Consider the following 19,223-nt stretch of genomic DNA (forward strand, 5'->3'; position numbering starts at 1 on the left):
TGGGGTGCGTCACGCGCCTAGCGCGATCAGCCCGTCGGCCGCGATCGCGATGCCGACGGCCGTGCCGCGCGCAAGCTCGATGCGGCCCGGCACGTCGATCACGAGGGCATCGGGGGCCGCGTGCTCGATCGTGAGCCGCGTGCGCTCGCCGAGGAACGCGCATGCGCCGACCGCGCCGCGCAGCGGCGCATGCGCGGGATCGGCGAGTTGCGCATCCTCGGGGCGGAAGAACCATTCGTCGGCCGCGTGCGGCGTGGCGAGCGCGCCGCCCGTGGTCACGAGCGCACCATTTTTCCATTCTCCCGCAATACGGTTCAGCGTGCCGATGAACTGCGCGACCGCGCGGTTCGCGGGCCGGTAGTAGATGTCGCGCGGCGTGCCGATCTGCTCGATGCGGCCCGCGCCCATCACGACGATCCGGTCGCCGAGCTCCATCGCTTCGGCCTGGTCGTGCGTCACGTAGACGGTCGTCACGCCCAGCTCGCGCAGCAGCGCGTTCATCTCGCGGCGCAGCGCGTCGCGCAGCTTCGCATCGAGCGCGGTCAGCGGCTCGTCGAGCAGCAGCACGCGCGGCCGCACTGCCAGCGCGCGGGCCAGCGCGACGCGCTGGCGCTGGCCGCCCGACAGCTGGTCGACCGGCTTCTCCGCGTGCGCGTCGAGCCGCATCATCGCGAGCAGGTCGTCGACGCGCTCGCGCAGCACGCGCGGCTCGGTCTTGCGAATCCTGAGTCCGTAGCCGACGTTGCCGCGCACCGTCAGGTTCGGAAACAGCGCGTAGTTCTGGAACACCATGCCGACCTGGCGGCGCTCGATCGGCAGCCGGGTGACGTCGTCGCCGCCGAACAGGATCGCGCCGCCCGCGTCCGGCGTGTCGAGGCCGGCGATCAGGCGCAGCGTCGTGGTCTTGCCGCAACCGGAGGGCCCGAGCAGGACGAGCGTCTCGCCCGCGCCGATCGACAGGTCGAGCGGCTCGAGCACGCGGGTGCCGCGGAAGGTCTTCGCGCAGCGGGTCAGGGTGATCGGGATCGAATCGAGTTTCATATGGGCCACGGGTTCAGCCGGTTCAACGTTTCGCGCGCTTGACCGCGCGCGTGCCGGACGGATCGACGCCGAGCCACTGCATCGCGACGAGGAGCGGCAGCGTCATCAGCAGGAACAGGATCGTGTACGCGCTGCCGATTTCGAGGCGCAGCGACGCGTAGGTGTCGGCGAGCCCGACCGGCAGCGTCTTGGTATCGGGCGTGTGCAGCATCCACGTGAGGTTGAACTCGCCGATCGACAGCGTGAGCACCGCGAGCGCGCCCGCGACGATGCCGGGCCGCAGGTTCGGCAGCACGATCGTGACGAAGCGCGTGACGAACGACGCGCCGAGACTCGCCGCGCCTTCCTCGAGCGTGCGCAGGTCGGCGCCCGCCGCGACGGCCGCGACCGCGCGCACCATGAATGGCAGCGTGAACACGACGTGGCCGGCGACGATGAACCACAGGCTCATCCGGAACGCGGTGAAGCCGCCGTAGACGACGAGCAGCGCGAGCGCGGACGCGAGCCCCGGCAGCGCGACCGGCAGCACGAGCGCTTCCTCGATCACGCGCGCGAAGCGGCCCTTGCTGCGCGCGAGCGCGTAGCCGGCCGGCACGCCGACGGCGAGCACGATCGCGAGCGTCGCGAACGCGACGACGAGCGACAGCACGACCGACCCGTGATACTGCTGCCACACCTGTTCGAGCCAGCGCAGCGTGAGGCCGCTCGACAGGCCGCGGAAGTAGTTCACGGTCAGCCCCGCGAGCACCGACATCACGACGGGGACGATCAGGAATGCGCCCAGCAGCAGCGTGACGAGCCATTGCAGCGCGGCGATCGCGCGTGCGCCGGACACGCGCGGCGCGCGCCGCGCGGCGCCGTTCGCGCGGGTGGGGGCGGGCGACGGTGCGGAGGAATCGGAAAGCGAATGCATCGAATGGACCTCAGGCGGCCGCGGCCGCGGTGTGGCCGGTGAACTGGCGCGCGAGCGCGAGCACGGCCCACGTGACGACGCCGAGCACGATCGACAGGCCGGCCGCCGTCGCGATGTTCGCGTTCAGCGTGAACTCGGTATAGATCGTCATCGGCAGCACGTTCAGGTCGGTGGCGAGCGTGAACGCCGTGCCGAACGCGCCCATCGCGGTCGCGAAGCAGATCGCGCCGGCCGCGATCAGGCCCGGCGCGAGCGCCGGCAGCACGATGTCGCACAGGATGCGCCACGGCGACGCGCCGAGCGAGCGCGCCGCTTCCTCGAGCGACGGATCGAGCTTCGACGCCGCGGCGATCACGGTGACGATCACGCGCGGAATCGAGAAGTACAGGTAGCCGACGAACAGGCCGGCGACCGAGTACGCGAACACCCACTTGTCGCCGGTGAGCTTCGCGGACAGCATGCCGATCAGCCCCTGCCGGCCGGCGAGCATGATCACCATGAAGCCGACCACGACGCCCGGAAACGCGAGCGGGAAGGTGAGCAGCGCGAGCAGCACGCGCTTGCCGGCGAACTCGCGGCGCGCGAGCAAGAGGCCTACGATCGTCGACAGCGCGAGCGTCGCGAGCGTGACGGCCGCCGACAGCGCGACCGTCTCGCCGAGACTCCTCATGTAGCGCGCGTTGCCGAGCAGCGCCGCGTATTGCGTGAAGAACGCGCCGTTGGCCGACACCTGCGCGAGCGACGCCATCGGCAGCAGCCAGAACGCGGCGAACACCGCCAGCGCCGGCGCGACGAGCGCGACGCGCCAGCGCAGCGGGAAAGTCAGGTCGAGCATCGGTTGCGTCCTGCCGCTTTACTGCATCACCTGCAGGTACTGCTGGCCGAATGCCTGCTGGCCGGCGGCCATCTTGCCGAAGTCGACGGCCTTCGCGCGCGCATAGTCGCTCGCCGGCAGGAACTTCGACGCGACGTCGGCGCTCATCGCCTGCGCGCGCACCGGGCGCAGATAGGCGTTCGCCCACAGCTTCTGGCCTTCGTCGGACAGCACGAAATCGAGCACCTTCCTGCCGTTCGCGTCGTGCGGTGCGCCCTTCACGAGACTCATCACGTACGGCACCGCGATCGTGCCTTCCTGCGGAATCACGAACTCGACGTTCGCGTGATCCTTGTACTTCGCGCGGTATGCGTCGAAGTCGTAGTCGAGCAGGATCGGGATCTCGCCCGACAGCACGCGCGCGTACGCGGTCTGCTTCGGTACGATCGGCGCGTTCGCCTTCAGCTTCCTGAACCAGTCGAGCGCCGGCTTGAAGTTGTCGAGGCTGCCGCCGAGCGCCTGGTTGACGGCGACTGCGCCCGCGTAGCCGACGAACGCACTCGACGGATCGAGATAGCCGACCATGCCCTTGTATTCCGGCTTCAGCAGGTCGGCCCACGAGCGCGGCACCGGCTTGCCGTCGAGCGCGTCCTTGTTCACGAAGAAGCCGAGCGTGCCCGAGTGGATCGCGAACCAGTAGCCTTGCGGGTCCTTCAGGTTCGCGGGAATGTCGTTCCAGTGCGCGGGCTTGTACGGCGCGATCACGCCCTTGTCCTTCGCCTGGAACGCCGACGACACGCCGAGGTAGACGACGTCGGCGACCGGGCTCTTCTGCTCGGCGATCAGCTGCGCGATCGACTGGCCCGAGTTCTTGTTGTCGAACGGCACGCGGATGCCGGTCTTCTGCTTGATCGCCGCGATCTGCGCGGCCCAGTCGGCCCATTCGGGCGGGCAGTTGTAGCAGATCGCCGTTTCGTCGGCGTGGGCGGCGGGCGCGCCGGCGATGAGCGCGGCGCAGGCGAGCGGCGCAAGCGGTTTGATCAGCGCGCGCAGCAGGGACGTCAGTCGAAATGTCACGGTGTGGTCTCCGGGTGAGCGGGTGGGGCGCGGCGGGGGCGCGTGTCGTGTGGTCGGTGCGGTCAGTGCAATCAGGCTTCGCGTGCGCGCAGGTCGGCCGGCGTGATCGTCGCGACCGTCGCGCCGTCGCGCACCACGTGCGGCAGGATCAGCGACGTACGATCGATTGCCGTGCCGCCGATGCATTCGACGAGGCGTTGCCATGCGTGGCGGCCGATGTCGCGGTTCGGCGTCGCGACGCTCGCGAGCGGCGGCGCGAGCAATTCGCCGATCGCGATCCCGTCGAAGCCGAGCACCGACAGGTCGTCGGGGATCGAGAAGCCCGCACGGCGCAGGCCGCGCATCACGACCATCGCGAGCAGGTCGTTGCTGCAGAAGAGGGCGGTCGGGCGCGTCGCATGTGCGGTGAGATGCGCGAGCACCGCGTCGGGCAGCTCGGGCGCGTTGAAGTCGACTTCGACCGGCGGCAGCGTGGCAACGCCGCTTTCCTCGAGTGCCTGCGCATAGCCGAGATGGCGCTGGCGTGCGCGATCCGACGCGGCGAGCGAGCCGGCCAGCATCAGCACGCGGCGGTGGCCGCGCGCGGTCAGCAGCCGCACGCCGTCATAGGCGGCGCTGCGGTTGTCGACCGACACCGACGGGCGGCGCTGCGTGTCGTTGTGCATCAGCACGTAGTGCGGGCCTTCGTGGTCGAGCATGTCGAGCAGCGGGTGCGTGTCCGCGTCGGCGACGGTGAGGATCAGCCCTTCGACGCGCTGCTCGCGCAGCGTCTCGATCGCGTGACGCTCGCGCGCCGCATCGTATTCGGTCGTCATCAGGATCAGCTTGAAGCCGGCCGCGGTCGCGAGCGCGTCGATGCCTTGCAGGCAGTCGGCGAACACGGGATTTGACAGCGTCGGCACGACGACGCCGACGAGCCGCGTGCGCTCGCCGCGCAGTTGCCGGCCGAGCGGGCTCGGGCGGAATTGCAGCGTGTCGATCGCGGTGCGGATGGTCTGCAGCGTGGCGGGGCTGACGGTATGCGGTGCGTTGATCGCGCGCGAGACGGTGGCGATCGAGAAGCCCGCGAGGGCAGCGACATCCTTGATGGTCGAGGTCATGAAATAACGCGATGTAAACGTTTTCGGCCGGAAAATTATCGAAAACGTTTATGACCGTCCGATGACGCATGATTGGGGGCGAATCGGCGGGCGCGCGTGCGCAATCGTGTGAAGGATGCGGCGTGGGGCAGCGCACGTATTGTATCGGCGGATGGCGTTGTTCGCGCTGGAGCGGATGCACTCGACGGGGTCAAATGCGGACCGCGCGCGCGAGCAGTGGTAGAATCGCGTCCGCCCTCTTGCCGGGGTGATGAAATTGGTAAACATAGCGGACTTAAACGATTGAGTGCCCGGCCGGAAACGGTCGGTGCAGAACCCTTCAAATTCGGCGAAACCCCTGATGCACGCATCGAGGCAACGCCGAGCCAAGCCTCGCGGCATCCGCGAGGAAGGTGTAGAGACTAGACGGGGGGCGCCTAAGGCGCACGGGCAGCAGGCACGCCCGCGCGCGACGGTGAAGGCATAGTCCAGCGCACGAACGGCATCGCGTCCGCGACGCCGGCTTTGAAAGAAGCAGTGTGACGAAAATCCGCCGCCTTAACTGGCTTGCCGGTTCGAGTCCGGTCCCCGGCACCACAGATTTATCTCGCTGCATCTCGTGCAATCTCAGAACCCCGCTCAGAACCTTGTCCTGGCGGGGTTTTTCGTTTCATGGCGTTTCGTTGGTGCGCATTGCATCCCGACGTCGACAAGGGCGAATGGCGGTATCTCGTCACGAAAACGAGGACTGGGCATCGGGTGCCGCATCTCGAGGCAAGCGATCGCAATCTTGCGCGAGCTACACGCGCTGCTTGATCTGCTGGAACACCTTGCGGCGGACTCGGCAATCTTTATGAAACCGTCTCTAAAGGAGATGAGCGATGAAGCCGAGTAGAATAACGGACGCCCTGCATCTGTTGGCGTGGGGTGTTGTCTTTATGCGTGCAAGTTGTCTTTACGCCGCGGAAATTCCCGAAGAGGCGCAATCGCTCGTGCAGTCGAAAACCGACGCGCGGCACACGTTGATGCCGCCGATCATCAACACTGATATATGAGCATGTGTGTGCGGCTGAAAATCGAGCATCAATAAAGTCTGAAAACGAAACGTCAAAAAAAGGGGGGCGGGTTCATGAACGTTAGAGAGCTTCAAAACAAAAAGGAGCGTGTGTATCACTGGCTCATGGTTGTAATTGGAGTCGTTCTCTGGGTGGTGATTGCGAAATTGGTGGGGGACTACTGGGAGCACCCGAAATTCGGCGGGACGATTCATATGTACGTTGGATACGCTGTCGCGTTTATAGCGTTCCGTTGGATTGCCGGGGTGATGTACCGCGCGATCGCATTTGGAAACATGGTGCTGCTTGGCCCGTCCCAGTTTCCTCAGATCCATGCGATGGTGGTGGCCGCAGCGAAGGAGGTTGGTCTCAGTGAGCCGCCGAAAACGTTCATATACAACTCAAATGGGTTGTTCAATGCATTTGCCCGACGTATCTTGGGTGGTCGCTATGTCTTTCTGACATCGGCGCTCGTCCAGGCAAATAACGATGCCCAGGTGCGTTTCGTGATCGGGCACGAAATTGGGCATCATGCAGCCGGGCATCTGAACCCATGGATGAATTTCGTCAAACTCCCGGCGCACATCGTTCCATTTTTGGGCAAGGCGTACTCGCGGGCGAGAGAGTACACCTGCGACAGCATCGGGGCGTACCTGTCGAAAGATGCCCATGCATCCCGAAGTGCGTTGCAAATGCTTGGATGCGGGTGTCAAAGGCTGAATGAATCCATGAATTGCGAGGTGTTCGCTGCGCAAGAGGACAGCGTACCTCCGATTTCCGGATTTCTTGTCGAGATTTGCAGGACTCATCCGCGTCTGACGCGACGTGTTTCGGCAATCGATGCGTGGTCAAGATATGCGGGTGACGTGGGCGATGGAGAGCCGACCTTCAATTTGGAAAAACCCGCAATTCAGCAGTAGTTGCAGGCGTTTGAGCTCGAGAAAGCCTCGACCGAGCTTGTTGACGACTTGTTGAAGCGTGCATGAAACCCGCGAACGGTCGACGTCTCGCGGGTTTTTTGTTTTTGTGGCGTTTCACCGTTCAAACGTTCTTCCCGTAACGGGAAGCGGACGTCTGCCTCATTCATCGGATCGCGGCCGTGCCTTAGCCTTGGTGCTCACACCAACGGAGGCAATCATGACCGCTGCAGAAGAAGCTTCAAAGGAACTCCTGTTCATCCTCAAGGCGCTCGGTTCAAGAAGTTGTACCGTCATGGACGCCGATGACATTCCCGAAATCAAGGGGGCCGGCGCATATACGCTTTGGCTCCGGCTCAATTCCGGCGGCGAGATGGTGCCGACATACGTCGGATGTACCACCCGATCGATCGGCCAGCGATTGAACGAGCACGTGTCGTTCGAAAAAGGCAAAATCCGTGAGCTGTTATCCGGCGTCACGTTGGAGCATGGCTTCCCCAAGGGCGCAAAGAGCCTGGATGGCGTTCACGTCGAGTACATCGAGACAGATCGACTGGCCGCGGCGATGGTCGAAGCCATCCTGCTCGACTCGTTCGATTTTGCCCAGAATACCGCCGGAAATGGACCGAGTCGCGTCATCGGGGATTTCTGCATTTCGTTGGATGGTGCGGTGGGGCGTCATTAGGCTTTCCCCGCACGTTCCCGGCGACCCGCCGGCCGATGAGGCCATCCCGCGCTTCTGCTTTTGAGCAGACCGCCAGATCATCACGTCGTTTCATCTATCTGCTCAATCGACGCCGCCGGTAACGTTTTCAGTTCAGGGCATCTACCTAGGACGCGACGCACCATATTCATTACTCGCGAGATAGAATATTTATTCCGCGCCTGCATTGAGTTTCCGTGAGAGATAGTCGGAATCTGCCCGATTTGCGCGGATGGCGTCGATCTGGGCGGCGGTGTGTGGATGTTGCGATTTGTCGTATTGCTGCAAACACGGAAACGTAGGAGTGCGATGCGTCAGCGCAAATGCAAATGTCCAGGCTGTTTCAATGCAAGGATCCTGTGCTCACCATGCTAAGTCCGCACGAAATCACCACATTGTTGATGGTCAGGAATGCGCCGGACCAGATCGGCTCCGACCGTGAGGAGCTTCTGACGCTACTGGAGCGTCAACTGATCGCCATCGATCCGATGGATTCGAATATTCGGCGGATTCAGGTGACCGCCGAGGGGCACGCAGTCCTGAACGCGGTCTCGCGAATTCGCTAGGCGAAGCGGGCAGTTCGGCAAGGCCGGCTTCGGTTATTCGAGGAGGTGAGCGTCGATCGTCGCCTGGATTGGACGCAATGACGGAGGCAACCATGGACGGATCATGGGTCGGGATTGTGGTCGGAACGTTCGTGCTGGCTCTCGTGGCGAGTGCCGCGGCGAACCACTATCGCCGCGCGCATCGTCGCGCGGAATTGCTCAGGAATCTGGATCACCACGACTGGTGCCGATGGACACACGCCCATCGGGGGAGTTCAAGGGCAGTGAAACGATGAAGCGGTAGACGCTCGCCACAGGATTCAACGCGTAAAAGCCCCCGCACGATCGCGCGGCGGGCGCAGCACGCATGCGCCGGCCATCAAGGCCGCATCCGCAACGTCACGTCGGCGTTCGGTGTCGCGCCAACCTTTTCCAGTGCGGCAACCGCGGCATCGTTGCCTTGCAGGATCGCGTTCTGCAGCGCGGTGCGGCCGAGCGCGTCGACGTGATCCGGGTTCGCGCCGTGTGCGACGAGCACCGGCAGCATGTCGAGGCGGCCGAACAGCGCGGCGAACGACAGCGCCGTTTCGCCGGCGTGATTGGTCTGGTCGATCGGGCAGCGCGTATCGGCCAGCCGCTTCGCGATCGCGGTCTCGCCCTTGAACAGCGCGCCCATCAGGGCCGTGTTGCCGTGACGATCGCCGATACACGGGTTCGCGCCGTTGCGCAGCAGGTAGTCGAGCGTCTGCGGCTGGTCGCGATAGGCGGCGAGGATGACCGCCGTATAGCCTTCGCGTGTCGTCGCGTCGATCGGATAGCGCGCGTCGACGAGCGCCTGCAGGATGTCGACGCGGCCGAGGCGTGCGGCGGCGAACCATGCGTCGTCGTAGCGGCGCAGGTCGGCGTGCGCGTCGGGGTGCGGCACGGCCGCGGGCGGCGCGGTCTGCGCGCACGCGGCGAGCACGGCGGTGCACGCGATCGCGAGCGCGCGGGAGAGGGCGGTTCGGAGTCGATTCTTCATCAGCAGTCGGCGCCGCGTGTCGCCACGCGGCGCGATCGGACGGATTGGAAAGCGAAGGCCGCATTGCGGCCCTCGCTGCTTCACGTCGATCAGTCGATCAGTTCTCGACGAGTTTGTCGGCGAGCGATTTCACGCGGGCCGGGTCGGCGTGCGTGGCGCGCGCCAGGCGCGTCCCGTAGTCCGCATCGGCCTTGTAGAAGTACGACAGCATCGCGTACTTGTTCGCGTCGTTCGTCACGTGGTTCAGGTCACCAGACAACGCGGTCACGAGGTCCTGCCGCGCTTGCGCGGGCAGCATGCGGTAATACTCGCCCGCTTGCCGGAAGTTCAGCGTCTTGCGGATCGCGGCTTGTTGCGTCGTGCCGGCAAGCGGCGTCTGGACCGACTTGTCACGCGGGTTCTGCGCGAGTTCGTTCAGCGTCGACGGCTCGTAGTTCACTTCACCCTTGCGGTCGCCGAAGTTCATCGCGCCGTCCTGGTTGTTGTTCGTGACGGGCACGCGCGGACGGTTGATCGGCAGCTGGTTGAAGTTCGCGCCGAGGCGGTACATCTGCGTATCGGCGTACGAGAACATCCGGCCCTGCAGCATCCGGTCTTCCGACGGCTCGATGCCCGGCACCATCCGCGACGGTGCAAAGGCGGATTCTTCGGTCGACTCGAAGTAGTTGTCCGGCACACGGTTCAGCGTCAGCGTGCCGATCTTGCGCTCCGCAACACCGGCCCACACCTTCGTATCGTCGAGCGGGTTGAAGTCGAACGCGTCGAGTTCGGACGGCTTCAACACCTGAATGTAGAGGTCCCACTTCGGCGCGTCGCCGGCCTTCAGTGCGCCATACAGATCGTTCGTCATCAGGTTCCAGTCGGCGCCGATCGAACCGGGAATGTCCTTCGGACGCAGCCCGTGCATCCCTTGTGCGCTCTTCCAGTGGAACTTCACGTACGTGTACTTGCCGTCGGCGTTGACGAACTTGAATGCGTGCACGCCGTAGCCGTCCATGTGCCGGTACGAATCGGGCATGCCTTCGATCGAGTACAGCCGGGTCAGCATGCTGGTTGCTTCGGGCGCGTGCGCGAAGAAATCGAACGCGAGGTTCGCGTCCTGCACGCCGGTGACGGCGCTGGGCTTGTTCGCATGAACGAAGTCGGGGAACTTGATCGCGTCGCGGATGAAGAAGATCGGCAGGTTGATTCCGACCAGATCCCAGTTGCCTTGTTCGGTGTAGAACTTCACGGCGAAACCGCGCGGATCGCGTGCCTGCTCGGGCGAGCCGCGATAACCCATCACCGTCGAGAAGCGAACGAACACGGGCGTCTTCGTGCCGGGCGTGAAGACCTTGGCCGTCGTCAGGTCGCTGATGTCGGCGCTCGGCACGAATTCGCCGAACGCGCCGGTGCCGCGGGCATGCACGACACGCTCGGGGATGCGTTCGCGATCGAAGCGCTGGAGTTTTTCGATGAGATGCGAGTCTTGCAGGAGCACCGGGCCGTTCGGCCCGGCTGTCTGCGAATTCTGGTTGTCGCCGACGGGCGAGCCGTTGTCGCGCGTCAGTTCGGCGGCGTACGGGGAGGCGCTCAGCGCGACGCAGGTCGCGGCGATCACGCCATGCAGAAGCCGGTTCGCGGTGTGTGACATGTCGTTGATGTTCCTTGACTGGGGTGGGTTGCGAAGCAACGCCGCCAATGTAAAAGGTTCGTCAGACGATTCGCCAATTGAATCTCGTTAAGGACGCGATAGGCAAAAGTCGCAATCGGGCAGAACGGCGTCGCATCCGCAATGCAGGCACGCGACCAGACGACCGATAGCCCTGTTGACGGCGTGCCTTGGCACGACCGGTCATCGAGTCTGTTCCGATTCCTCTTGAGACGCTTCGCGCGCGCCGATGCCGCGCGCGAGCCTGATTGGCGAACATGTTCAGAAACGTCACGATTCGCGGCGGACTCGCCGCCACCATTGCCGGCTGCACGTTCCTGCTGATGTCGGTCATTGCGGCAGCCGTGCTGGCGCTCGTCACCAGCAACGCGGCGATCGACGCGATGTACCGCGACGACACGGCCGCCGTCGTGCACCTGAAGACGAGCTCCGAGCGCTTGCTGATGTTCCGGGTGGGCATGGCCGACGTCGAGCAGCTGATCAGCGCGGGCAAGCCGGCCGCCGCCGAGATCAAGCGGCTCCACGCGCTGCTCGACGCGAGCAACCGCGAGCTGGCGGCATACCGGTCGCTTCACGAGCCGGACGCGCCGGAGCGCGAGCTGCTCGATGCGCTGGCCGGCAAGCGCGACCGGCTGTTGTCGCAGGCGTTCGCGAAAGGCCTCGGGCAGCTCGACAACGAGAACCTCGTCGATTTCCTGAGCACCCAGCGCGAGATGCCGGCCGCGTGGTTCGACGAGTATCAGCAGGCCCTGACCGCGCTCGAGGAATTCCAGGTGCAGCGCCAGCGCGCGCGTTTCGAGCACGCGGCCGATCGGTTTCACATGACGCTGTGGGCGTTCGGCGCGGCCGGGCTGATCGCGCTGGTCGCGGGCATCTTCGCCCATCGCGCGCTGACGCGGGCGATCGTGACGCCGATCGATGCCGCCGTCGCGTCGTTCGCGAAGATCGCGGCGGGCGATCTCACCGGGCGGGCCGCGGCCGGGGGCGGCAACGAGATGGATCGCCTGCTCGATGCGCTGAACGAGATGCGGCAGGGACTCGTGGCGGTGGTGCGTCAGGTCAGGACCGGAACCGACGCGATCAGGCTCGATGCGCGCGCGATCGCGCACGGCAACCGCGACCTGTCGATGCGCGCCGGCGATCAGGCCGAGTCGTTGCAGCAGGCCGCCGCGAGCATCGAGCAACTGACGGCGACCGTGCGCCAGAACGCGGACAACGCGCACGATGCGACCACGCTGGCGACGCGCGCGTCGGACATCGCGACGCGCGGCGGCGACGTCGTGCGTCAGGTTATCCGGACGATGGACGCGATCGCCGACAGCTCGATGCGCGTCGTCGGCATCGTCGGCGTGATCGAGAGCATCGCGTTCCAGACCAACATCCTGGCGCTGAATGCGGCGGTGGAAGCCGCCCGCGCGGGCGAGGAGGGCAGGGGCTTCGCGGTGGTCGCGAGCGAAGTGCGGCTGCTCGCGCAGCGCTCGGCCGCCGCGGCGAAGGAAATCAAGGAGCTGATCGCCGCGTCGACCCGCAATGTCCACGACGGAAGCGAACTGGTCGTGCGCGCCGGCACGACGATGGACGAGATCCTGAAAGCGGTGGCCAGCGTGAACGCGATCATGGCCGACATCAGTCTCGCGTCGCGCGAGCAGACGACCGGCATCGAACTGGTGAACGCGAGCGTCACGCAGATGGAGGCGACGACCCATCACAATGCCGCGCTCGTCGAGTCGGCGTCGACGGCGGCCGCGTCGCTCGAAACGCAAAGCGAGCGCCTGTACGCGGCCGTGTCGCTGTTCCGCGTCGATGACGCCGTGCCCGCCGGCTGACGGCGACCGTCGTCGACGAATGGGGCAGGCTGAGCGACTCGATGCGTGCCGGCGCGTGCGCTATCTCGACGCCCGCCTCGCCGGCGTCCGGAACTGATCGGCCAGCTCGCGCCGGAACACGTCGAGCACCTCGTTGTCGTCGGCATTCTTCGACGTCGCGAGCTGGAACTCGATCGCGTAGCTCATCCTGTTCGCGAGCAGCCTGCGCATCTTTCCGGCCGCCTCCCACGGCGCCGCGATATGGTCGGGAAGAAAGCCGAGATGCGCGCCGGACAGCACGAACACGACGTCGGCGTCGACGTTCTCCGAGAACGCGGTGGGCGGCCGCCCGCGCAGCCGCGAGGCCGGCGTGCTCATCCGGTACAGGCGCGCGACGGTGCTCGCCTGTGCGATGTCGTCGATGCCGACCGTCGGCTTCGTGAAGAGCGGATGCGCGGCGCCGCAGAACAGCGCCTGCTGCTCGGCGAACAGCGGCGCGTAGTTCAGCCCGGCGTGGCGTCCCGAGAAATAGCCGATCGCGAGCTGGACCTCGTCCTTGACCAGCTTGCCTTCGAGCTCGTCGGGCGGTACCGCGACCATCTCGATCAGCACGTCCGGCGCCCGCTCGCGAAAGCGGCCGACGCCGGCCGCGATCGATTCGACGATGTCCGGCGCCAGTCGCTCGGACAGCCCGATGCGCAACTCGCCGAGCAGCGTGTCGGACACCTCCTGCGTATCGCGCGTGAAGGTGTCCAGCGCCTGCAGGAGCCGCCGCGTCGACTGCAGCACGCGTTCGCCCTTCGGCGTCAGCCGGAAGCCGCGCTTGCCGCGATCGCACAGCCGGAACCCGAGACGCGTCTCGAGCTTCGCCATCTGCGTGCTGATCGTCGAAGGCGCCATGCCGAGCGTGCCCTGCGCGGCGCTGAAGCCGCCGCTTTCGGCGATCGTCACGAACAGCCTGAGCAACTGCAGGTCCATGTCTCTCAATTGGGTGAGCATGGTGATACATCGCGATTCGTTAAAGTCAACTTATGATAGTTCATGTTTTTCGTTGGATGGCGGCGCTGCAGAATCCGGGTTGACGTCGCATGCGCGACCCGCCTCCGTCTGATGAAAGGAACCCGCCCGATGAGCAGCAACGATCTCGCCTTTACCCGTTCGAGCCTGTACGGCACCCAGGTCGAAGCCAATTTCGCGGGCGCGACGAGCTTCATGCGCCGGCGATTCAGCCGCGATCTCGACGGCGTCGACCTCGCAATCACGGGCGTGCCGTTCGATTCCGCCGCATCGCACCGGCCCGGCACGCGCTTTGGCCCGCGCGGGTTGCGGATCGCGTCGACGGGCATCGCGTGGGAGCGCCCGTGGCCGTGGTCGTTCGATCCGTTCGACGTGCTGGCCGCGGTCGACTACGGCGATTGCGCGTTCGATCTCGGCCAGCCCGAATCGGTGCCGGGCGCGATCGAGCGGCATGCCGACGGGATCCTCGCGCGCGGCTGCGCGATGCTGACGCTCGGCGGCGATCACTTCATCACGTATCCGCTGCTGAAGGCGCATGCGAGAGTGCACGGGCCGCTGTCGCTCGTGCACTTCGATGCGCATACCGACACGTGGCCCGATCGCGACGTCAAGCGCATCGATCACGGGACGATGTTCTTCCACGCGGCCAACGAGGGCCTGGTGGTGCCCGGACGGTCGGCGCAGGTCGGCATCCGGACGACCAACGACGCGCCGATGGGCTTCGACATCCAGGATGCGCGCCACGTGCATGCGCGACGCCCGCCGCGGTCGCCGCGCGCATTCGCGAACGGGTCGGCGATCATCCCGTCTACCTGACGTTCGACATCGACTGCCTCGATCCGGCGTTCGCGCCGGGCACGGGCACGCCGGTCTCCGGCGGGCTGTCGAGCCATCAGGCGTTCGAGATCCTGCGTCACCTGGAGGGCATCAACCTGGTCGGCATGGATGTGGTCGAAGTGTCGCCGCCGTACGATCATGCGGAAATCACGTCGCTGGCCGGCGCGACGATCGCGCTGGAGATGGTGTGTCTCCATGCGTGGCGGCATCGGCACGCGCGACCGCAAGGTTGAGGGCTGAGGCAATCCGGACAGGCGGCCCGGGATGTCCCGGGCCGCGCTTCCTGAAGCAGGCCGCATATGACGAAAGACGGGGCGCGACGGCCGGCGCGCGGCGTCCTAAGATGAATGCATTCCCCTTCCGCGACAGGCCCCTTCCGTGTGCACCCACTACCGCGCTCCCGATGAAGACCCGGGCATCAGCGAGCTGAAGATCGGAATCGGCGACCTGTTCCGCCGTGACCCCTGGGCAGCCGACGTGTATCCCGACTACGCGGCGCCGGTCGCGCGCGCCGATGGCGACGGCCTCGAGGTCGTCGCGGCCGTGTTCGGTTTCTGGCCGAAATTCATGCAGCCCGAGCGGGTCGACGACGACGGCCGCAAGCAGAAGAAGCTCGATACGGTGAACGCACGGGCGGAAACGGTCGGCTCGTCGCGGCTCTACGGCACGGCGTGGCGCAACGGCCAGCGCTGCCTGATTCCGGCGCGCTGGATCGTCGAGCCGTGTTACGAAACCGGCCGCAACGTGTGGCACCGGATCGGCGTCGGCGGCTGGCAACCGTGCTGCGTCGCCGGCATCTGGCGGCGCTATGCGCGCGACGACGGCCAGCCGGTGATCGGCATGGCGATGCTCACGGTCAACGCCGACGCGCACCCGCTGTTCGCACGGATGCATCGGCCCGGCGAAGAGAAGCGGGGCGTCGTGATCCTGCGCCGCGACGATTACGACGAATGGCTGCACACGACGAACGCCGACGCCGCGCGCCTGATGCTGCAACTGCTGCCGGCCGGCGAGATGGCGGCGGAGCCGAATCCGAAATAGCGGCGGCGTTCTCGAGGTCCGTTCGGACGATTTCGATATTTGGCCGATCTCGGGTAATTCCTGATTCCCCACGAGTTGTATATACAAGATCATCCGCTGGCAATATCGGCACGCGTGCGTGTCGACGCGCCAGCGTGCTGACCGTGCGTGCGTGGCGCATGCCGGCGATCCACGGCGTTCGACCAAGTTCCACCGCGACGAGTCGTTAAGGGCGGCTCGGCAGGTGCGTTGTTTAGATGGATGTGTTTGCGATCCTGAGCAATTTGGAGATAACTCCGTGTCAACCCATTCCAGCGGGAAAGCCGGCGGCCTGATCGAAGTCCGTTCGATCGACTTCATTCCCGACGCCGAGCGCCACGGCGGCCTGCTGAGCCAGTTCACCCTGTGGCTGTCGGCCAACCTGCAGATCACGGCCATCGTCACGGGCGCGCTCGCCGTCGTGCTCGGCGGCGACGTGTTCTGGTCGCTGGTCGCGCTGCTGCTCGGCCAGTTCATCGGCGGCGCGGTGATGGCGCTGCATGGCGCGCAGGGGCCGCAGCTCGGGTTGCCGCAGATGATCTCGAGCCGTGTGCAGTTCGGCGTCTATGGCGCGATGATCCCGATCGTGCTCGTGTGCCTGATGTACATCGGCTTTTCCGCCAGCGGCTCGGTGCTGGCCGGGCAGGCCGTCGCGCAGCTGCTGCACGTCGACGACGCGGCCGGCATCCTGCTGTTCGCGGCCGTGATCGTCGTGCTGACCGTGTTCGGCTATCGCGCGATCCACGCCGTCGGCCGGGTCGCGAGCGTGATCGGCATCGCCGCGTTCGTCTACATGTTCACGCAGCTGTTCGCGAACCACGACATCGGCACGCTGCTCGCGAACCGGCATTTCTCGCTCGCGAGCTTCCTGCTGTCGATGTCGCTGTCCGCGTCGTGGCAGATCGCGTTCGGTCCGTACGTCGCCGACTATTCGCGCTACCTGCCGCGCTCGACGTCGTCGGTCGCGACGTTTCTCGCGGTCGGCCTGGGCTCGGTGATCGGCGCGCAGGCGGCGATGGTGTTCGGCGTGTTCGCGGCCGCACTGGCCGGCAGCCAGTTCGCGCACCACGAGGTGGCGTATATCGTCGGCCTCGGCTCGACCGGCGCCGTGGCCGCACTGCTGTACTTCAGCATCGCGTTCGGCAAGGTGACGGTGACGGCGCTCAACGCCTACGGCAGCTTCATGTCGATGGCGACGATCATCAGCGGCTTTCGCGGCAAGGGCGCCGTGTCGTCTAAGAGCCGCCTCGTCTACATCTTCGGGATGATCTGCGTATCCACGCTCATCGCGCTCGCGGGCCGCCATGCGTTCCTGAAGGAATTCACCGCGTTCATCCTGTTCCTGCTCGCGTTCTTCACGCCGTGGAGCGCGATCAACCTGGTCGACTACTACTGCTTCACGCGCTCGCGCTACGACGTGCCGGCGCTGTCCGATCCGGACGGCCGCTACGGCCGCTGGAACGTGATGGCGATCACGATCTACGTGGTCGGCATCCTCGTGCAGTTGCCGTTCATGTCGACGCACATCTACACGGGCCCGCTGGTCGATGCGCTCGGCGGCACCGACATCTCGTGGATCCTCGGCCTGATCGTGCCGGCCGTGCTGTATTACATCGGCGCGCGCGCGTCGCGCCGCAGCATTCCCGAGCGCCTGATCCTGCCGCTCGAACGCGGCGAGATCCAGCACTGATTGGGAAGGGGAAGGGCGTCCGGCCGGGACGGAGCCGGGCGCTGCGATGCGTGTTGCGTGTTACGCGTTCGTCGCGAGCGACGCGCGCCGACGTTGCACGACCTGCAGCGCGACGAGCGCAAGCCCGGCGAGCGCGATCAGCGAGCCGGCCACCGGCACGGCCGCATACCCGAAGCCCGCCGAGATCGCCGCGCCGCCGGCGGCCGCGCCGAGTGCGTTGCCGAGGTTGAACGCGCCGATGTTGACGGCCGACGCAAGGCCCGGCGCCTCGTGGGCCGCCCGCATCACGCGCATCTGCAGCGGCGGCACGACCGCGAACGTCGCGATCCCCCACACGAGCAGCGTGACGGCGGCGCCGGCATGCGTGCTGGCGAGTACCGGGAACGCGACCATCGTGGCGATCAGCAGCAGCAGGAAACCGATCAGCGTGCCGTCGAGCGAACGGTCCGCCAGACGCCCGCCCGCGATGTTGCCGACCGAGAAGCCGACGCCGATCAGCACCAGCATCGCGGTCACGAAGCCGGGCGTGGCACCGGTCAGGTGCTCGAGCGTCGGTGCGACATACGTGTAGAGCGTGAACATCGCGCCGGCGCCGAGCACGGTCGTCCCGAGCGCGCCGAGCACGACGGGGCGCGTCAGCACCGAGAGTTCGGCACGCAGGTCGGGCATCTTGCCGGCTTCGCCCTTCGGCAGCGCGGCGAACAGCCCGGCGATCGCGATCAGGCCGAGGCCCGCGGTCGCCGCGAACGACATGCGCCAGCCGATGATCTGGCCGAGCCAGGTCGCGGCCGGCACGCCGCCGACGTTCGCGATCGTGAGACCCATGAACATCGTCGCGACCGCGCTGGCCTGCTTTTCGCGCGGCACGAGGCTGGCTGCGACCACCGAGCCGAGCCCGAAGAAGGCGCCGTGGTTGAGGCTCGTCACGAGGCGGGCGAGCAGCAGCGTCGTATAGCCGGGCGCGAACGCCGACAGCAGGTTGCCGATCGTGAAGATCGACATCAGCGCGATCAGCGCCGAGCGGCGCGACCAGCGCGCGAGCAGCAGCGTCATCAGCGGCGCGCCGACCATCACGCCGATCGCGTAGGCGCTGATCAGCATGCCGGCTTGCGGAATCGATACGTGCACGCCGTCGGCGATCACGGGCAGCAGGCCCATCGGCGAGAACTCGGTCGTGCCGATGCCGAACGCACCGGCGGCGAGTGCCAGCAGCGGCAGCGCGGCGCTGCCGGACGTGCGTGACGTAGAGGAGGTTGGGGGATTCACGTAAGGGGCTCCGGGGGGGCGGGCGGCAGCGGGGGCGGGCATCGCCGGGGCCGGCCGGCCGTTGATGGCAGGACGGAGTGTGCCCGTTTTACTTTTGCGGAAAAAGCCGCGTTCGATCGAAATTGTTTTGATTCTGAATCAACAATGAAGGCCGGGCCCGCGCCCATAAAAAAGCCTCGGAAACGGGCGGACCGTGACCGAGGCGTCAAGGCATCCTCTCTTTGGCACGAGGGTTGGATGCGCGCGAAGTATATTTCGAGATATAACAATTGGAAATAGCGCGCGATGGCCGATTTTCGAGGAATATTTCAAATTCCCGACAACCCGGTTGCCGGCGTCGTGAAACTGCAAATCGGACGATATCGCGGCGGCCGTCGCCTGACCGGATCGATCCGCGTCGAGTAGGTTCCGGACGACCAGGCCGGATGGTGCCAACTCGGCATGCGACGCGCCCGCCGCGCCTGCGCGTTTCGTTTTTGAAACATTCCGGCGGCGCAGCGGGCGGTTGGCAGCACTGCGCCGAACCGTAGGAAAAATGTCGGCTTCGTCGGCTTGGCGCGGTGCCAGGCCGGGCGGGACGAACGCGCGACGCGGACGGCAGCGTGGCGTCTTTTTCGCCTCTTTCGAGCGTGCGCCTGTTTCATCCCCGTAACCGATCGTATGGGCCGCCTGCGCACGGCGGCGCTGTGCGCGTCCACGGCGCATGCGGCATGCGGTTGCCGATCCGGTGGCA

The 19,223-nt window shown here is 66.1% G+C and carries 16 protein-coding genes and 1 pseudogene; 8 read left to right on the forward strand and 9 right to left on the reverse strand.

Annotation, left to right across the window (positions count from 1 at the left end; genetic code table 11):
- Nucleotides 1–9: 9 nt before the first annotated feature.
- The 5 genes from WT26_RS09480 to WT26_RS09500 all read right to left on the reverse strand — a co-directional run bounded on the left by WT26_RS09480 (nucleotide 10) and on the right by WT26_RS09500 (nucleotide 4,945).
- Nucleotides 10–1,041, reverse strand: coding sequence for an ABC transporter ATP-binding protein (locus WT26_RS09480; protein ID WP_069272713.1), 1,032 nt, complete (start codon nucleotides 1,039–1,041; stop codon nucleotides 10–12).
- Nucleotides 1,042–1,063: 22 nt separating this feature from the next.
- Complete coding sequence (locus WT26_RS09485) at nucleotides 1,064–1,954, reverse strand: ABC transporter permease (RefSeq protein WP_059900240.1); 891 nt, start codon at nucleotides 1,952–1,954, stop codon at nucleotides 1,064–1,066.
- 10 nt (nucleotides 1,955–1,964) lie between these two features.
- Nucleotides 1,965–2,789, reverse strand: a complete 825-nt coding sequence (locus WT26_RS09490) for an ABC transporter permease (protein ID WP_069272714.1) — start codon at nucleotides 2,787–2,789, stop codon at nucleotides 1,965–1,967.
- An 18-nt stretch (nucleotides 2,790–2,807) separates the two neighbouring features.
- Nucleotides 2,808–3,845: an ABC transporter substrate-binding protein gene (locus WT26_RS09495; protein ID WP_069272715.1), complete on the reverse strand. Its 1,038-nt coding sequence runs from the start codon at nucleotides 3,843–3,845 to the stop codon at nucleotides 2,808–2,810.
- A gap of 71 nt (nucleotides 3,846–3,916) precedes the next feature.
- Complete coding sequence (locus WT26_RS09500; RefSeq protein WP_069272716.1) at nucleotides 3,917–4,945, reverse strand: substrate-binding domain-containing protein; 1,029 nt, start codon at nucleotides 4,943–4,945, stop codon at nucleotides 3,917–3,919.
- Nucleotides 4,946–5,805: 860 nt separating this feature from the next.
- Here WT26_RS09500 and WT26_RS37235 point away from each other — a divergent pair.
- The 4 genes from WT26_RS37235 to WT26_RS09515 all read left to right on the forward strand — a co-directional run bounded on the left by WT26_RS37235 (nucleotide 5,806) and on the right by WT26_RS09515 (nucleotide 8,165).
- Complete coding sequence (locus WT26_RS37235) at nucleotides 5,806–5,979, forward strand: hypothetical protein (protein WP_155123089.1); 174 nt, start codon at nucleotides 5,806–5,808, stop codon at nucleotides 5,977–5,979.
- A gap of 74 nt (nucleotides 5,980–6,053) precedes the next feature.
- Nucleotides 6,054–6,899 (forward strand): M48 family metallopeptidase, encoded by an 846-nt coding sequence (locus WT26_RS09505; protein ID WP_059911556.1) that lies wholly within the window; start codon nucleotides 6,054–6,056, stop codon nucleotides 6,897–6,899.
- A gap of 217 nt (nucleotides 6,900–7,116) precedes the next feature.
- A complete protein-coding gene (locus WT26_RS09510) occupies nucleotides 7,117–7,581 on the forward strand; it encodes a hypothetical protein (RefSeq protein ID WP_059647270.1) in 465 nt (154 codons plus the stop codon).
- Between the two features lie 341 nt (nucleotides 7,582–7,922).
- Entirely contained in the window at nucleotides 7,923–8,165 is a 243-nt protein-coding gene (locus WT26_RS09515) for a hypothetical protein (RefSeq protein ID WP_080405967.1), read from the forward strand.
- A gap of 358 nt (nucleotides 8,166–8,523) precedes the next feature.
- On the opposite strand, the gene WT26_RS09520 is transcribed toward WT26_RS09515, so the two are convergent.
- Nucleotides 8,524–9,165 (reverse strand): ankyrin repeat domain-containing protein, encoded by a 642-nt coding sequence (locus WT26_RS09520; RefSeq protein WP_069273722.1) that lies wholly within the window; start codon nucleotides 9,163–9,165, stop codon nucleotides 8,524–8,526.
- Between the two features lie 97 nt (nucleotides 9,166–9,262).
- The gene (locus WT26_RS09525) at nucleotides 9,263–10,798 is read right to left on the reverse strand and encodes a catalase (protein ID WP_069272717.1); all 1,536 of its coding nucleotides are present in this window, start codon (nucleotides 10,796–10,798) and stop codon (nucleotides 9,263–9,265) included.
- 275 nt (nucleotides 10,799–11,073) lie between these two features.
- On the opposite strand from WT26_RS09525, the gene WT26_RS09530 reads away from it, so the two are divergent.
- Nucleotides 11,074–12,642 carry a methyl-accepting chemotaxis protein gene (locus WT26_RS09530; RefSeq protein WP_069270668.1) on the forward strand — a complete coding sequence of 523 codons (1,569 nt, stop codon included), beginning with the start codon at nucleotides 11,074–11,076 and terminating at the stop codon, nucleotides 12,640–12,642.
- 60 nt (nucleotides 12,643–12,702) lie between these two features.
- Here WT26_RS09530 and WT26_RS09535 read toward each other — a convergent pair whose 3' ends face one another.
- Complete coding sequence (locus WT26_RS09535; protein ID WP_069272718.1) at nucleotides 12,703–13,620, reverse strand: LysR family transcriptional regulator; 918 nt, start codon at nucleotides 13,618–13,620, stop codon at nucleotides 12,703–12,705.
- Nucleotides 13,621–13,749: 129 nt separating this feature from the next.
- Here WT26_RS09535 and speB point away from each other — a divergent pair.
- From speB to WT26_RS09550, 3 genes and pseudogenes are all read left to right on the forward strand, one after another.
- Nucleotides 13,750–14,708, forward strand: a pseudogene (speB, locus tag WT26_RS09540) (agmatinase).
- Between the two features lie 145 nt (nucleotides 14,709–14,853).
- On the forward strand, nucleotides 14,854–15,516 hold the full coding sequence (locus tag WT26_RS09545) for an SOS response-associated peptidase family protein (RefSeq protein WP_069272719.1): 663 nt from the start codon (nucleotides 14,854–14,856) through the stop codon (nucleotides 15,514–15,516).
- A gap of 277 nt (nucleotides 15,517–15,793) precedes the next feature.
- Nucleotides 15,794–17,224, forward strand: a complete 1,431-nt coding sequence (locus WT26_RS09550; protein ID WP_069272720.1) for a purine-cytosine permease family protein — start codon at nucleotides 15,794–15,796, stop codon at nucleotides 17,222–17,224.
- 60 nt (nucleotides 17,225–17,284) lie between these two features.
- Here WT26_RS09550 and WT26_RS09555 read toward each other — a convergent pair whose 3' ends face one another.
- Entirely contained in the window at nucleotides 17,285–18,490 is a 1,206-nt protein-coding gene (locus WT26_RS09555) for an MFS transporter (protein WP_155774641.1), read from the reverse strand.
- Between the last annotated feature and the right edge of the window lie 733 nt (nucleotides 18,491–19,223).

Origin of the sequence: Burkholderia cepacia (genome assembly GCF_001718835.1) — a bacterium.
Classification (GTDB): Bacteria; Pseudomonadota; Gammaproteobacteria; order Burkholderiales; family Burkholderiaceae; genus Burkholderia; species Burkholderia cepacia_F.